This is a genomic window from Marinomonas polaris DSM 16579 (assembly GCF_900129155.1).
GTDB classification, from domain to species: Bacteria; Pseudomonadota; Gammaproteobacteria; order Pseudomonadales; family Marinomonadaceae; genus Marinomonas; species Marinomonas polaris.
In genome coordinates this window covers 23,715-38,795 of sequence record NZ_FQVF01000007.1, presented here as the reverse complement: position 1 = coordinate 38,795, position 15,081 = coordinate 23,715, and the positions used below count along the sequence as shown (strand labels likewise).

Genomic DNA, 15,081 nt, shown 5'->3' with positions numbered 1-15,081 from the left:
TTGCTTGAGATGATCTGTGCCTGTTTTTTTTATTTCTACTTACTAGACGGCTTAAGCTTTTTGAAGAAGGCAGTAGTAGAAACCATCGTGACCATCTGCATGCGGAAATAGTTGTCTACCGTGACTAACAGGAATCCCCCACTCCATCGCAAAGTCAGGCGCTAAAGAATTGATCGCGACTTCTTTCGCGTCTTCTTGGTTTGCTAAGAAGTGTTGGATTTGTTGTTCGTTTTCTTCTGGCATCAAGGAACAAGTTGCGTACAACATGAAGCCACCAGATTTTAACGTTGTCCAAACCTTGTTAAGAATCTCTCGCTGGATGATAACGAGATCATCAATGTCAGCTGGCTTTCGATTGATCTTAATGTCTGGGTTACGACGAATAACACCTGTTGCCGTACAAGGAACGTCGAGTAGGATTTTATCGAAATGCTCGCCATCCCACCATGCATCAAGATCACTCGCATCTGCACAGATCAACTGCGCCGAATAGCCAAGGCGTGCCAAATTGGATTCGATTTTTTCCATGCGCCAAGGCTCTAGTTCAACGGCAGTGAGTTCCATTGAGCTTAGTCCAGCAGAGTTGGCTTTCTCTAATAAGTGCCCTGTTTTTCCACCAGGTGCTGCACAGGCATCCAATACTTTTTCGCCGTTTTTGGGCGATAAAATATGAGCTGAAAGCTGAGCGGCTTCATCTTGAACGCTGACAAAACCTGCATCAAAACCTGGTAACTCTCCAACACGAACGGCATTTCTTAGGTACAAGGCTGAATCTGAAAACTCGCCGTCTTCTGCATTTATACCCAAATCTAGAAGTTGCTCCTTATATGTTTCACGTGAAACGAGACTCTCGTTTACTCGAATGCACATCGGCGGATGCGTGTTACTGGCTTCGATTATTTCTTCAAGATGCTCTGGCCAATGCTTATTAAAACGCTTCACCAGCCATTTCGGCATGTTGAATTCTACTGAAGGTTGAGCTTCTAGAATCTCAACTATTTCGTCAGCTTCTCTTTGGTAACGACGTAGCACTGCATTCATTAACTTGGTTGCCCAGTCTTTTTTCAAGATCCGGCACGCTTCTACTGTTTCGTTTACTGCCGCATGGTCTGGAGTATTCATGTAGGCTAATTGATACAAACCTAAAAGTAAGACAGCGTATAAATCTGTGTCCTTTTCTTCAAAAGGATGCGCCAATAAATGCAATGCAATGCTGTTTAGTCTTGGGTACTGACGACACACACCGAAGCATAATTCTTTAAGCATTGGAGCGTGTTCGCTTGCGACATCCATTTGATGGCGAGCAAGTTGCGTACTAAGCGAACCCTGTTGAAGCAGAATATTGGTGATGACTTTAACCGCCACTTGGCGAGCACTTTGCTGGCTAGTGTTGGATGAGAAGCTTTCGTCGTATTGGTTCATGCTGTTTGCTCACTCTTATCTTCACTTTCATTAACGCCAAGGCGTTGACCAATTTCTAGAGCGGCTTTGTTTTTACCATTTAAGGCGTCTTGCACTTTCATGCGCTTGCCGCCTGCAAATTGGATCTCAGTAATAAGGATAGAACCTTGCCCAGTGGCAACGATAATGCCCTCTTTGCTAACCACCAAAATATCGCCTGGTGTGGAAGCTTCATCGCTTACGCTGGCTATGTGTGCTGCATGGATTTTCATCACACCAGCAAGGCTGTTGGTGTAAGCAACTGGCCAAGGAGATAAACCGCGAATTTGACGCTCGATCAATTCTGCCGACGATGACCAGTTCACATCGCCCTCTTGCTTGGTTAGTTTGGCTGCGTAGCAAGTGAGGCTTTCATCTTGTTGCTCAGGAACCAATGTGCCGGCTTTGAATTTTTCTAGAGCTTCAATTAGTGCGCTTCCGCCAAGAACCGCCAAGCGATCGTGCAACGTTTCTGAGGTGTCTGTTGGTTTGATATCACAGTATGCTTTTAACAACATGTCGCCAGTATCCAAGCCAACATCCATTTGCATTATGGTGATGCCGGTTTCGCCATCGCCAGCAATCAGCGAACGATGGATAGGAGCAGCACCGCGCCAGCGAGGAAGTAAAGAAGCGTGGACGTTGATGCAACCAAACTTAGGCGTATCCAATACCACTTTTGGCAGGATAATTCCGTACGCGGCGACAATCATAAGATCAGCTTCTAACGCTGCGAGTTGTGCCTTGTCTTCATCCTGTTTGAAATTCAATGGCTGATAAACTGGAATGTCGTTGGCGATAGCAAGTTGCTTAACAGGGCTCTGAACTAGCTTTTGACCACGGCCTGCTGGACGATCTGGCTGAGTATAAACGCCGACGATCTGATACTGGTTTTCAGCATTTGAATCTTTTGTGTTTGTTAAGAGTGCTTGCAGGCTGGCAGCTGCGAATTCAGGTGTGCCAGCAAAAACAATACGAAGTGGTGAGGTTGGCATAAAGGTTCCTTAACAAAAAATCAGGCCAAAGCCTGATTTTATAATACGAGTATCAATGATCTATTGGCTAAAAAGAGTCGTCTTCTTAACCTTGTTTTTGAGCTAGCTTATGGGCTTTTTCTAGTTTGCTCTTAATACGATTACGCTTTAGAGGCGTCAAATAATCGACCATAAGTTTGCCGTCTAGGTGATCAACTTCATGTTGAACACAAACCGCCATTAGCTCATCGACTTCCAAAGTGAATGGTTTGCCGTTGCGGTCTAATGCTTTGACTCTTACTTTCGCAGCACGATAAATGTGCTCGTAAAAACCAGGAACAGACAAACAGCCTTCTTGGAATTCATTTGGCTCGTCATCTAAAATTTCGAATTCTGGATTAATAAAAACGATAGGCTCGTTACGTTCTTCTGAAAAATCCATCACCACAAGACGGTGGTGATAATCCACTTGTGTCGCCGCCAAGCCCAAACCATTCTCGTCATACATGGTATCAAGCATGTCGTCGATTTTGGTTTGCAGCTCATCAGTGAACTTGGTAATTGGCTTAGCAATTTTGCGTAAGCGTTTGTCTGGGTATTCAAGTACAGTTAAAACAGCCATGATCTTTTCCAACGATGTGTCTTTGTTCATGAGCGGAGACGTTCTCTCCTACTCTTTTCATTGGGTCTATTGTAACGCAAGTCTGGCCGTTGAGCAGTCTTCTGATGGCGGTTTTTTGGCCAATATGATTGAATAGCCTACATAGCCAATGACTATTCGCTCTTGGTTTTGTATTTTAAGTAATGGTTTGGGTAAGGAATGCCCATGTTTAACTCGTAAGGAAGCTGCTTATCATGTCTACCTCTAATGCCTCTGGTTTGTCGAAAACCGATTGGTTATGCTTAAGTTTCTTATCGGGCATTGGCCCATCTCGACTCTCGCGTCTTTATACTTATCTCAGTCAACTTGATTATCATGCATCAATGGATAATGCTGAAAACTTACCCTTATTTAGTAATGAAGAACTAAACGACGCGAGTTTCTCAGAGAAGATAACTTATGATTTGTTGATCGCGTTAAAGTGGCCAGAGATTACAGCGCGTCAGGCCATAGATTATTTTTCTAATGGCATACTCACTAAAGAACAAGAAGCCAAACGTGATGAATCATTAGCTTGGTTGGAAGAAGCCGATCACCACTTAGTACTGCAAGAAGACGAACACTATCCCGCGGCGTTAAAAGAGATCTCCGTCGCGCCGGCGTTTCTTTATGTAGAAGGTAACCGAGATGCCTTGTCATTGCCGAAAATCGGCATTGTGGGAGCGCGCAAATGTACGCGTTATGGAAGAGATGCCACCTTTCAATTTGCCGAGCAACTATCGGCTCGTGGCATTTGTGTGGTGAGTGGCGGCGCTATGGGTGTCGATACTGCAGCTCATCAAGGCGCTTTATATAACAAGACAACACCAACTATTGCGGTAATGGGAACTGGCTTGTTTCACCGCTACCCACACCACAATCGCCAGATGTTTAAAGAAATCCTAGAAAAAGGCGGCGCATTAATAAGTGAATACCCACTATCAACCAGTCCGCGACCTCACCTGTTTCCGCCGCGGAATCGAATTATCAGTGGTTTAAGTATGGGCGTGCTGGTATCAGAGGCTTCTATCAAAAGTGGTTCATTGATCAGTGCGAGTTATGCCATCCAACAGAACCGAGAAGTGTTCGCCTTGCCCGGTCGTTTGATTGATCCCCAATCAGAAGGTTGTCATCAATTACTTCGACAAGGCGCAACCTTGGTTCGTCATGTAGATGATATTTTAGCCGAGTGCTCAGAACTGTCCTGTGCTTCTATAACTAAAATAATTAAGACAGCTAACGAGAATAGTAAAAAACGACCATCTGAAAATAGAAATCAAACTGCTGGAAGCACACCTATTTTAGTGTCGAATCAGGTGCATGCTTTGCCGGAATCTACGTCCGATAGCGCAAAGGCAGTTATTGTCATTATGGAACAAGAAGCACAACCTATGGATTTTGATGCCTTGATTCGCCAAAGCAAAATGGACGCAGGATTGATGATGCAGGTGTTAATGGAGTTGGAATTGTATGGCTGTGTGGAGAATCGAGAAGGCCTTTATTGTCGTTGTTAAATAGACGGCGCTGACCTTCTCTCTTTCACGATAAAACGCAGATAAAATGAAATGCGTGATATGTGAGATATTAGATATAGATTACATGTCGCTAAAAATATCTTTCTTCAGCTGCTTAATATCACGACGCTCTTTTTTATTCGGCTTATGGTCGGACATAATTCGGCCACCAAAAGACTTGTTTTCGAGAGCGCGTTTTTCACGTTTTTCTATCGACTGTGGCGTTTCCTCATAAAGCAATTGTGCTTCAGGCGCGCCACGACGTTGGCCGCTGATGTCTTTGATTTCGACGACCTTTTCATCCCAACCAACACGTATGCCAATTAAGGCACCAATTTCCACATTACGGCTGGCTTTGCCTTTACTTCCGTTGTAAGACACCTTGCCGCCATCGATGGCGTCTTTACAAAGTGAACGAGTTTTAAAAAAACGTGCGGCCCAAAGCCACTTATCTAAACGAACGGCTTGTGGTGCCGACTGCTTTTCTGGTTTACTCATAAAGAATGCGTTGACCCTATTCTGTTGTCATATTTGAGGCTGTTATGCAGGACATTAGTAAACACCCAATTTTTCAAGCTCTTCAAAAAATAATACACGATGCCGCCGATGTGATCATGGATATTTATCAACGTGCAGATTTAGGCATTGAACAAAAACAGGATGATAGTCCTGTGACCGCTGCTGATCTCGCTGCGCACAAAGTGATTCTAGCAGGTTTGCAAGCACTTACACCCAATATTCCTGTTCTTTCAGAAGAGAGCTCTGAAGAAGGTCAGGTGACGTTTGAAGAGCGTTCTAAATGGCCTATGTTGTGGATCGTTGATCCGCTCGACGGTACAAAAGAATTCATTAAGCGTAATGGCGAATTCAGTATTAATATCGCCTTGGTTGAAAACGGTGCACCCATTCTAGGTGTGGTGTATTTACCGACCACAACCGAAGGCTATTTTGGTGTGACCAAAGCGTGGCAAGATTTGCCAGTAGGCGCGTTTAAATGGCAAGGCGATGAATACGAAAGTATCAACGTCCGTGAACCACGCGAACCTATCATTGCAATGACAAGCCGCAGTCACGGCCCTGCGCTTCCAGCCTCGCTGAAAAATAAATTAAAGCAAAGTTACGAGCAAGTGCGAGAGTTGCCAAAAGGCAGCTCAATTAAAGGCTGTCGAATTGCCGAAGGGATTGCGGATTTGCATTTGCGTCGTGGCCCAACAAGTGAATGGGACACCGCCGCTCAGCAAGCCATCATTGAAGCCGCTGGCGGAATGCTAGTCACACCGGATGGAAAACCATTTCGTTACAACCAAAGAGAAACCCTGCTCAACGGCCACTTCTTTGTATCGGGTGCTGAACTCGCCCCGTATGTGATGAACTGGTATCTAGAAAACGAGGAAGAAGAGTAAGCGTTACTCTTCTTCCTCTTCCTCTTCCTCTTCCCTTCCCTTCCTTTACCTTATCTGATTGTTTCACGTGAAATATTTTAAGTGGCAACAAGCCCTAAGGTAAAACGTTGAGCTTGTTGCCTAATAAAATTTGTTACTTCGTTAAAAAAGCAAAACCATTTGCCCCCAATACTAGCTCTTTCCCTTCAACCTTAGTGTTACCAACTTTAATACATTGATTAAACTCAGTTGTATTTTGATAAGTAATCGACTGATTGCCTAAGTTAAAGATACATAGCATTGTGTCACCTCGAACGAATGCTAAAAGTGAATTATCATCGTTGATGAAGAGAGTGTTACCATTTCGTAGGACGGAATTTTGTTTGCGAAACGCAAGCATCTCTCGATAAAAATTGAGTACAGACGATTGCTTATTCTGCTGGTCAGCAACATTTAATTGGCGTTGAGTTTCTTTAACTGGAAGCCATGGAGTTGAAGATGAAAAACCGGAAAACTTTGAGTTATCCCAGCTCATTGGAGTTCGGCAACCATCCCTTCCTTTGTCTTCAGGCCAAAACTCAATTCCTTGCGGGTCAACAAGTTCGTCATAGCTTAGATCTGTTTCTTGTTGGCCCAGTTCTTCACCTTGATACAAGCAAACAGAGCCTTCTAAACTTAGTAATAAAGCACAAGCCTGTTTAGCTAAAGCGGTTGGATCTTCAGCGTGTTTTTTCCAGCGGCTAACATGTCGAACAACATCATGATTGGAAAAGGCCCAGCAAGGCCATCCTTCTGGTGCTAGTCGGAAAAATTCGGTTATTTGTTTGGAAAAATGTTTGGGTGAAAACGAATGACCTAACATTTCAAATGAGTATGCCATATGCAATCGTTTATCTGTTGTATACTCCCCCATCATTTCTATTGGATGGTGGCTCTCACCTACTTCTCCAACTGATGTCGTGGCTCCATATTCATCTAGTAAAGCTCTAAACTTTTTAAGGAATACCAAATTCTCTGGTTGGTTTTTTGAAAATAAATGATATTGCATGTGGTAAGGATTCCAATCCGCTACAGATTTTTGACGAAAATCAGCGGCATCATCCCGTAGCAATTTATCATGAAAATAGTAGTTCACAGTATCTAGACGAAAACCATCCACTCCGCGTTCTAGCCAAAATCGTACAGTACTGAGAATCCATTCTTGAACATTTGGATTATGGAAATTTAAATCAGGCTGTTGGCGTAAAAAATTATGCATATAATACTGATTACGACGAGAATCCCACTGCCAGCCAGTCCCTCCAAAAATCGATAACCAATTGTTTGGTGGTGAACCGTCAGGTTTTGCATCTGCCCATATGTACCAGTCGGCCTTATCATTGGTTTGATTTTGTCGGCTTTCTAAGAAATATGGGTGTTGATCACTGGTGTGTGAGAGCACTTGATCAATGATGACTTTAAGCCCCAAACTATGAGCCTTGGCTATCATTTCATCAAAATCTGATAGTGTTCCGAAAGACGGATCTATATCTATATAATTTGAAACATCATAACCCATATCTTTCATTGGTGATGTGAAGATGGGAGACAGCCAAATAGCGTCAACACCCAAATCAGCCAAATAATCTAAACGGCTCGTGATGCCAGGAATATCCCCTATACCGTCACCGTTACTATCTAGGAAAGATCGTGGATAAATCTGATAGGTAACGCTACCACGCCACCATTCTTGTTCAATAGTATCCATCTTAAATTTTCTCTCTGTTAGACGTTAAAGTGATAGGTAAACCATTGTTGTCGAATCGATGGAGGTGTTCTTCTAATGGACGTACATTAACTTGAGTACCTAAAGGAATCCGCTGCTGTCCATCCAAACGTACGACTAGAGGTTCTTTTATGCCCAAATCTAAGAATACAAAGAAATCTGCACCTAAGTTTTCTGTGTGTACCACTTCTCCACTCCATATACCGTCGAGATGATCGATAACAAGATGTTCAGGACGAATACCCAGAGTATGACAATGGTGTTTTTCGGCTATATCACCAGTGAGAAAGTTCATTTTTGGTGACCCAATAAAGCCGGCAACAAAAAGAGATTTCGGATGACTGTAGAGCTCTTCTGGTGTGCCAACCTGTTCGATATTACCGTCTCTTAGGACGCAAATTCGATCTGCTAGTGTCATTGCTTCCACTTGATCATGGGTAACGTAAACCATGGTTGTGTCTTTCATTTTGTGATGTAACTTAGCTATTTCTAGTCGCGTATCCACGCGCAATGATGCATCTAGGTTAGATAAAGGTTCGTCGAAGAGAAAAACCCTTGGGTCACGGACAATGGCACGTCCAATCGCGACGCGTTGACGTTGTCCTCCAGATAGCTGTTTTGGCAGACGTTCTAGTAAGTGGTCGATTTGCAACATCTTGGCCGCTTCAAGTACTCTATTTTTCATTTCTTGTGGTGAGACGTTAGCTAGCTTTAGGCCAAAGGCCATATTTTTATATACAGACATGTGTGGATATAGGGCATAGGATTGGAAAACCATGGCGATACCACGTTCAGATGGCACCTTGTCATTCATGGATACGCCATCAAATAGTAGCTCTCCAGAGGTAATGTCTTCTAATCCACAAATAAGACGCAATAAAGTTGATTTGCCGCAACCGGAAGGGCCGACAAACACCATAAGTTCACCAGCATTAATGGTGAGATCGACGCCTCGAATAACATCTGTGCTACCAAAGGTTTTGATCAGATTTTTAAGTTCAATTTTAGCCATAATGAATACTCCTTAGCCTTTCACGCCACCAGCGGTTAGGCCGGATACAATTTTTCGCTGGAAAATAAGCACCAAGATCACCAACGGGATGGTGACCAAAACAGAGGCTGCCATAATGAGCCCCCAAGGTGTTTCGTATTGAGATGAGCCTGACAACATGGCAATGGCGACAGGCACAGTACGCATGGTCTCTGATGCAGTGAAAGTCAACGCGAATAAAAACTCGTTCCAAGCACCAATAAAAGCGAGCAATCCTGTGGTGACCAAGGCTGGCCAAAGTAAGGGCATAAAAATTTGCGTGATAATGACCCAAGGAGTGGCTCCATCCACTATGGCCGCCTCTTCTATTTCTACGGGTAAATCTCGCATAAAGGTGGTTAGCACCCAAACGGTAAATGGCAGCGTAAAAATGGTGTAGGACAGAATCATGGCCCAAGGTGTGTTGTAAATTCCAATAAAGCGAATTAGCTCAAATAAACCTGCTAAAACAGCAATCTGTGGAAACATCGAGATGGCTAAGATTGCCATAAGCAATAATCTTCGTCCTTTAAAACGTACACGAGCTAATGCGTATGACGCTGTAACAGCAAGAAACAAAGCGAATATAACCGTGGTGCTCGCAATGAAGACAGAGTTCAGCGTATTCCTAATAAACTGGCCATTATTCAATACATCTATGTAGTTGCTGAAATTAAACGAGGAAGGAAAATAGTTCACTTTGAATAAATCAGAACCTGTTTTAAGGCTTGTTAAAATCGCGTAATAAAACGGAAAAACCGAGATAAGTACGATGATAACTACGACAGAGTAAAAAGCGGCCTTTTTGAATAGTGCCTTGTTAGTCATGATTTTTCTCCACTAAGGTCAAGCTTACCAAGCCAAATATAGAGCGCTACAAACAGGGCAATAATGGCGAACAGTAAGGTGGATTGGGCTGAACCATAGGCAAACTTATCAAACTCAATTAGGTTCTCTCGGGAGATGATTGACATGGTTTTTGTGGCTTTTGAGTTAGGAGTAAGTACATACACCAAGTCAAACATCCGCAAAGCATCCAACGTACGAAAGATAACAGCGACCATGAGTGCGGGTTTTACCAAGGGGAGCGTCACTTGAAAGAACACTTTTATAGGGTGTACGCCGTCAATCTTGGCTGACTCATACATATCTCTTGGGATCATTTGTAAGCCTGCTAGGCAAAGCAGAGCCATGAATGGTGTTGTCTTCCAAATATCGACGATTAACACCGATAACATTGCGGTATCAATATTGGCGGTCCAAGCTATTTTGTGGTCAATTAAACCAACGCTTAATAGCATGTCATTGATGATGCCGAATTGATCATTGAACATCCAAGCCCACATTTTTGCCGACACAATAGTTGGGATGGCCCACGGTATTAAGATAGCCGCGCGGACTAAACCACGGCCTTTAAATTCCGCATTCAATACTAAGGCCACCATTAAACCTATAATGGTTTCTAAAGAAACTGAGACCACTGCAAACCTGACGGTATTCCAGACTGCATTCCACCATGCAGGGTCGGCTAAAGTTCCCGAATAAATAGTGCGTCCTGATGAGAAGGTTTTCCACGTCAAATAGTTTTTAAAACCAACCCATTCACCACCGTAAAGGTTGGTTAATGAAGTATTGGTAAATGAAAAGTAAATGGAACGTAGTAACGGCCAAGCTGCAACGCAAAACAACACCAGCAGCATGGGTGCGAGAAACCAGAATGCTGCGCGCAATTTTTGGCGCTGTAAGCTGGATACCTCAGGTGTTGTTAGGATGTGTTTTTTAAACATACAAGAGCTTCCTATGTTAAAAGGAAGGACTCAAAAAATGATATTGCTTTGAGTCCAGTCAATAGTCCGAATTACCAGTTATTTCCTTTTAACGTTTCAAGTTCGTATTCGAGTAATTCGAGGTTTTCTTCCGCTGAGCCACTTCCTGCAAGCGTGCTATGAACCGCGGAGAAAAATTTAGAAGACACTTCGTTGTATTTGATTTTTGTGGGTGCGGAAGGACGAGGAACAGCATGTAAAAACACATCTTTCCATTGCGCAATTATTGGCTGTTGTTCCTTTATATCTTTATCGTCATAGAGGGAAATAATGGTTGGTAAATTCGATGAATGGAGCGCCCGATACTTTTGTACTTCTTCAGATGCAAGGTATTTAACCAATGAAATGGACGCTTCTTTATGCTTAGAGTATTTAGAAACTGCTACATTCCATCCCCCCAGAGTTGCTGCTGATTTATTTGGACTTGTGCCACTTGGCAAAGGAGCGGCTCCAAATTTATCTTTTATAGCACTTTCTTCGGAGTTGCCCAGAGCATAGGCATAAGGCCAGTTACGCATAAAAACGGCATTACCTGTCTGCCAAACGCCTCGGGCATCCTCTTCCTGATAAGCTAGAACACCTGCTGGAGAAATATCACCTATCCAAGATTTTGCCATTTTAAGAGCTTCAACAGCTTTTGGATTATTTATTGAAATCGTACCATCAGCTTCAACTATTTGACCTCCACCAAAGGATTTCACCCATTCTAATGCATCACAAGTTAAGCCTTCATAAGCGTTACCTTGCCAAACGAACCCCCACATATCCGGGTTACCTGCTTCACGTTCTTTTGTTTGGATGTATTTGGCTGTCTCAGTTAGTTCTTCCCAAGTATTTGGCACCGTTTTATTATATTTTTTGAGTAGATCTTTACGGTAAAAAAGGGCTGGAGCGTCGGTGAAGATAGGTAGAGCAATTAGTTTTCCGTTGGTTGTTTGCGATTCAATAATGGAAGGGAAATGTTGGTCGACGATATCTCTAGTATAAGGTGTTAGATCAACAAAATTATTAGCGAGTTGAGGAGCCCAAATGACATCTGTTTGATACACATCGATATCAGCATTCCCTGCTGCTAACCATAGACGATATTGGCCAAATTGGTCTGTGGTAGAAGCTGGCATAGGAAAGACAGTTAGTTTATTTCCAGTGCTTTTTTCCCAAGGTTTTACCACTTCCTTCAATACTTCAATATCTTTACCAACGGCTCCTGACACCAGCACTACTTCAGCTGCTTGTGCGAAATTGATCGCTGATGCGACTATCGATATGGATAGCAAAGAAGGGTTTATAAATTTCCACGGATTTTTCATTGTCATCACTCCTATTTTTGTTTTTTTCGAGTTTTATGTTAAAACAGAAACGTAAACGTTTACTCTTTGTTTTTAAGCTAAAGTAAACCTTTACTCTAGTCAACAGAATATCTGATTTTTTGATTTTTTTTAAAATCAGGGCGTTTGAAAGGAGAGTGTTTTGCTCTTAGTCGCTTGCAGGGTGAATTTGCGATATTCTTATCGATATTTTTAAAATCATTCAGAAGTGATCATATTCGCATGAGTAATAAGTCCGTTACGATTCATGAACTAGCCAGTTTAGCTGGTGTTTCTATAGCTTCGGTAAGTCGAGCCTTAAATGGAAAACCTGGCATTAGTGAGGCATTACGTGCGCGAATTATATCTTTGAGTGAAGAGATTAATTACAAACCGAATGTCATGGCTCGTCAGTTAATCTCTGGAAAAACCCCAGTTGTTGCACTATGTATGCCCCCTTCTCCTTATGAATTTTCTGATAGGCCTTACTTCGTTCATCTTTATCAAGCATTAACCCTATATTTACATCGAAAGGGTTTAGTGCCGGTTTTATTTGCTTACGAAAATATTGAGGAAGTGTTTTCACAGGCAAGCTCAGCGATTTTATTGGGCGCAACAGAAGATGATCGGCCTGAAATTTTTGATCGCCAAAAGTTCCCCTACGTTACTTTAGAAACAGGGGTGGGTGCTTCTGTTGTCATTGATGAGGCAAATGGCGTGTATAAACTTACACACTATTTGTTTAAAAAAGGTCGGAAAAATATGCTTTTTTTAGGGGAAAATATCGACATTTCAACAAGCCAAGGGCGATTACGTGGTTATCGAAAAGCGATTGGTGAACTAGGACTCCAAGAAAATTTTGATAATGTGCCTCGCCAAATTAGCTCTTCTCTAAGCGCTTATCGTCAGATGATGGAGCATTTTCAGTCATCTGAGCCTTTCCCTTACGACGCTGTGATTTGCGCAAATGATGAATTAGCGGTTGGTGTTATTCAAGCCGCAGAAGATGCTGGGTACAAAGTTCCTGAAGATATCTCTGTAACGGGCTTTGACGACCTTCCACGATTCTCTAATAAGATTACAACTATCCATCAAGATATTCCCAAGATTGCTGAGGCAGCTGTCAGTTTGCTATCAGAGCAATTAGATGGGCTTCCTCCGCGTGTTGTTGAAGTGATGACACGACTAGTTAGCCGAGAGAGCGCTTAACTCTTCTTTATCTAGCTATATCTTCCCTTATTCTTCGAAATTTTTTGTATTAAATTTTTCCAAAAAGGCTTTTATTTTTTTGAGTAAACGTTTAAGTTAATTACGTAAACGTTTACTTTGTTTTGTTTTCCATCATCAAAAAAATAATATCTAGGAGAAAAAAATGACAATAAAAGTGACTGTGTGGGGGGAAAATGTCCATGAAAAAACCAATAAAGTGGTCGCTCGCATTTATCCTGATGGTATGCATAACTGCATTGCTGCAGGCTTGAATGAAGATCAGGATATTGAAGCAACTAGTGTTACTTTGCAGGATAAAGAGCATGGTCTTACCGAAGAAAAACTAGAAAACACAGATGTTTTGATTTGGTGGGGGCATGCTGCTCATGGTGATGTTGCGGATGAAATTGTTGATCGGGTTCAGAAGCGTGTACTTGAGGGAATGGGGTTATTAGTCCTTCACTCCGGTCATTATGCCAAAATATTTAAACGTTTAATGGGAACTACCTGTTCTCTAAAATGGCGTGAGGCTGGTGAACGTGAACGACTCTGGGTGGTCAACCCTGGTCATCCTATTGTTCAAGGCGTGGGAGACTATATTGAGTTACCTCATACTGAAATGTATGGCGAACCGTTTGCCGTACCAAATCCAGATGAAGTAATTTTCATCAGTGCATTTGAGGGGGGGGAAGTATTCCGTTCAGGTCTTGTCTATCGTCGTGGTAATGGCAAAATATTCTATTTCCGTCCGGGCCATGAAACCTATCCAATTTACTATGATGACAAGGTGAAACGTGTTCTAAAAAATGCGGTGAAATGGTCTCAGCCTGAGGGTAGCCGCTGGATCGACTCATGTCCTTGTGTCCCTGCTGATCAAGCTCCAAACCCTATTGAAGTTAAAGGCGAAGGTTTGCATAAGCCTGGTGAAGAGGGCTTCAAATAATGATTCGTATCGGCATTATTGGGACTGGCGGTATGGCGCGAGTTCACGCAGAAGAGTTTTCAAAAATAGCCAATTGCGAAGTGGTCGCAGCGTGCGATCTAAATGCTTCGCGTCTTGCAAGCTTTGTCGAGGCCCATAATATTCCTTATGCCTTTGGATCGGTAGAGGCTCTGCTAAGCAGCGGTCAGGTGGACGCAGTCTCTATTGTGACACCGGATCCATTTCACAAAAACCTATCGATTCAAGCACTTGAAGCGGGAATGCATGTGTTATGTGAAAAACCATTAGCACTCAATGCATCGGATGCCAAAGAAATGGCTGACGCTGCGAAAAAAGCTAAGTGCATAAATATGGTTAATTTAAGTTATCGAAATGCTCATTCGTTACAAAAAGCACGGGAGCTTATTGCAATGGGACGTATCGGTAACATTCGTCATGTAGAAGCAAGTTATTTGCAGAGTTGGTTAGTATCTCCTAAATGGGGGGATTGGAAGACCGAAGATACTTGGTTGTGGCGGCTATCAAGTGCGCATGGCAGTAAAGGTGTACTAGGCGATGTAGGTGTTCACATACTCGACTTTGTTCGCTTTCCCGTTGGTGACTTTGCTAGTGTGAACTGTACTCTAACGACCTTCGACAAAGCTGAAAATAATCAGATAGGTGAATACCATCTCGATGCCAATGATAGCGCATTGATCACCGCTCGAATGCAAAATGGTTCCATGGCCTCTATTCATACTTCTCGTTGGGCAACAGGAAACCTCAATGACCTGCGGTTAGTTGTTCATGGTGACAAGGGGGCGGTGAAAGTCTCATTAAAGCTAGGCGAGGAATGGGATCGCTTAGAAGTATGTCTTGATGAGGATGTCATTGAGGGGATTTGGAAAGAAGTTAAATGCGAACAAACTCTCAATATATATCAGCGTTTTATTCAAAGTATTCTGTCGGGCGTACAGGACCAGCCTGACTTTGACGCTGGATTGCAGGTACAACGAGTGTTGGATGCCTGCGAACAATCCGATCAGTTGGGTCAGACAGTGCAACTTTAGGA

Annotated in this window: 14 protein-coding genes; 5 read left to right on the top strand and 9 right to left on the bottom strand. The window is 42.8% G+C overall.

Going from position 1 to position 15,081, the window contains the following annotated elements; translation table 11 throughout:
• Window positions 1–51: 51 nt before the first annotated feature.
• From rsmB to def, 3 genes are all read right to left on the bottom strand, one after another.
• Window positions 52–1,422 carry a 16S rRNA (cytosine(967)-C(5))-methyltransferase RsmB gene (gene rsmB / locus BUA59_RS08550; protein ID WP_072839302.1) on the bottom strand — a complete coding sequence of 457 codons (1,371 nt, stop codon included), beginning with the start codon at window positions 1,420–1,422 and terminating at the stop codon, window positions 52–54.
• A complete protein-coding gene (fmt, locus tag BUA59_RS08545) occupies window positions 1,419–2,435 on the bottom strand; it encodes a methionyl-tRNA formyltransferase (RefSeq protein WP_072839301.1) in 1,017 nt (338 codons plus the stop codon). The genes rsmB and fmt overlap by 4 nt, the downstream gene beginning before the upstream one ends.
• 85 nt (window positions 2,436–2,520) lie before the next feature.
• Window positions 2,521–3,036 carry a peptide deformylase gene (def, locus tag BUA59_RS08540; protein WP_072839300.1) on the bottom strand — a complete coding sequence of 172 codons (516 nt, stop codon included), beginning with the start codon at window positions 3,034–3,036 and terminating at the stop codon, window positions 2,521–2,523.
• Between the two features lie 233 nt (window positions 3,037–3,269).
• Here def and dprA point away from each other — a divergent pair, with 233 nt between their 5' ends.
• Entirely contained in the window at window positions 3,270–4,568 is a 1,299-nt protein-coding gene (dprA, locus tag BUA59_RS08535) for a DNA-processing protein DprA (RefSeq protein WP_072839299.1), read from the top strand.
• 81 nt (window positions 4,569–4,649) lie between these two features.
• Here the strand turns inward: dprA and BUA59_RS08530 are convergent, their stop codons facing one another.
• A complete protein-coding gene (locus BUA59_RS08530; protein WP_072839298.1) occupies window positions 4,650–5,066 on the bottom strand; it encodes an RNA-binding S4 domain-containing protein in 417 nt (138 codons plus the stop codon).
• A gap of 44 nt (window positions 5,067–5,110) precedes the next feature.
• On the opposite strand from BUA59_RS08530, the gene cysQ reads away from it, so the two are divergent.
• The gene (cysQ, locus tag BUA59_RS08525; RefSeq protein ID WP_072839297.1) at window positions 5,111–5,971 is read left to right on the top strand and encodes a 3'(2'),5'-bisphosphate nucleotidase CysQ; all 861 of its coding nucleotides are present in this window, start codon (window positions 5,111–5,113) and stop codon (window positions 5,969–5,971) included.
• Between the two features lie 133 nt (window positions 5,972–6,104).
• Here the strand turns inward: cysQ and BUA59_RS08520 are convergent, their stop codons facing one another.
• From BUA59_RS08520 to BUA59_RS08500, 5 genes are all read right to left on the bottom strand, one after another.
• The gene (locus tag BUA59_RS08520) at window positions 6,105–7,697 is read right to left on the bottom strand and encodes an alpha-amylase family glycosyl hydrolase (protein WP_072839296.1); all 1,593 of its coding nucleotides are present in this window, start codon (window positions 7,695–7,697) and stop codon (window positions 6,105–6,107) included.
• Window position 7,698: 1 nt separating this feature from the next.
• The gene (locus BUA59_RS08515; protein WP_072839295.1) at window positions 7,699–8,727 is read right to left on the bottom strand and encodes an ABC transporter ATP-binding protein; all 1,029 of its coding nucleotides are present in this window, start codon (window positions 8,725–8,727) and stop codon (window positions 7,699–7,701) included.
• A gap of 12 nt (window positions 8,728–8,739) precedes the next feature.
• Window positions 8,740–9,573 carry a carbohydrate ABC transporter permease gene (locus BUA59_RS08510; RefSeq protein WP_072839294.1) on the bottom strand — a complete coding sequence of 278 codons (834 nt, stop codon included), beginning with the start codon at window positions 9,571–9,573 and terminating at the stop codon, window positions 8,740–8,742.
• A complete protein-coding gene (locus BUA59_RS08505; RefSeq protein WP_072839293.1) occupies window positions 9,570–10,532 on the bottom strand; it encodes a carbohydrate ABC transporter permease in 963 nt (320 codons plus the stop codon). Before BUA59_RS08505 ends, BUA59_RS08510 begins: the two co-directional genes overlap by 4 nt.
• Window positions 10,533–10,603: 71 nt before the next feature.
• Window positions 10,604–11,881 carry an ABC transporter substrate-binding protein gene (locus BUA59_RS08500; protein ID WP_139248849.1) on the bottom strand — a complete coding sequence of 426 codons (1,278 nt, stop codon included), beginning with the start codon at window positions 11,879–11,881 and terminating at the stop codon, window positions 10,604–10,606.
• Between the two features lie 240 nt (window positions 11,882–12,121).
• Here BUA59_RS08500 and BUA59_RS08495 point away from each other — a divergent pair, with 240 nt between their 5' ends.
• The 3 genes from BUA59_RS08495 to BUA59_RS08485 all read left to right on the top strand — a co-directional run bounded on the left by BUA59_RS08495 (window position 12,122) and on the right by BUA59_RS08485 (window position 15,079).
• Window positions 12,122–13,087: a LacI family DNA-binding transcriptional regulator gene (locus tag BUA59_RS08495; RefSeq protein ID WP_072839477.1), complete on the top strand. Its 966-nt coding sequence runs from the start codon at window positions 12,122–12,124 to the stop codon at window positions 13,085–13,087.
• A gap of 163 nt (window positions 13,088–13,250) precedes the next feature.
• Entirely contained in the window at window positions 13,251–14,030 is a 780-nt protein-coding gene (locus tag BUA59_RS08490) for a ThuA domain-containing protein (RefSeq protein WP_011977865.1), read from the top strand.
• On the top strand, window positions 14,030–15,079 hold the full coding sequence (locus BUA59_RS08485; RefSeq protein ID WP_072839292.1) for a Gfo/Idh/MocA family protein: 1,050 nt from the start codon (window positions 14,030–14,032) through the stop codon (window positions 15,077–15,079). The genes BUA59_RS08490 and BUA59_RS08485 overlap by 1 nt, the downstream gene beginning before the upstream one ends.
• The last annotated feature ends 2 nt before the right edge of the window (window positions 15,080–15,081 follow it).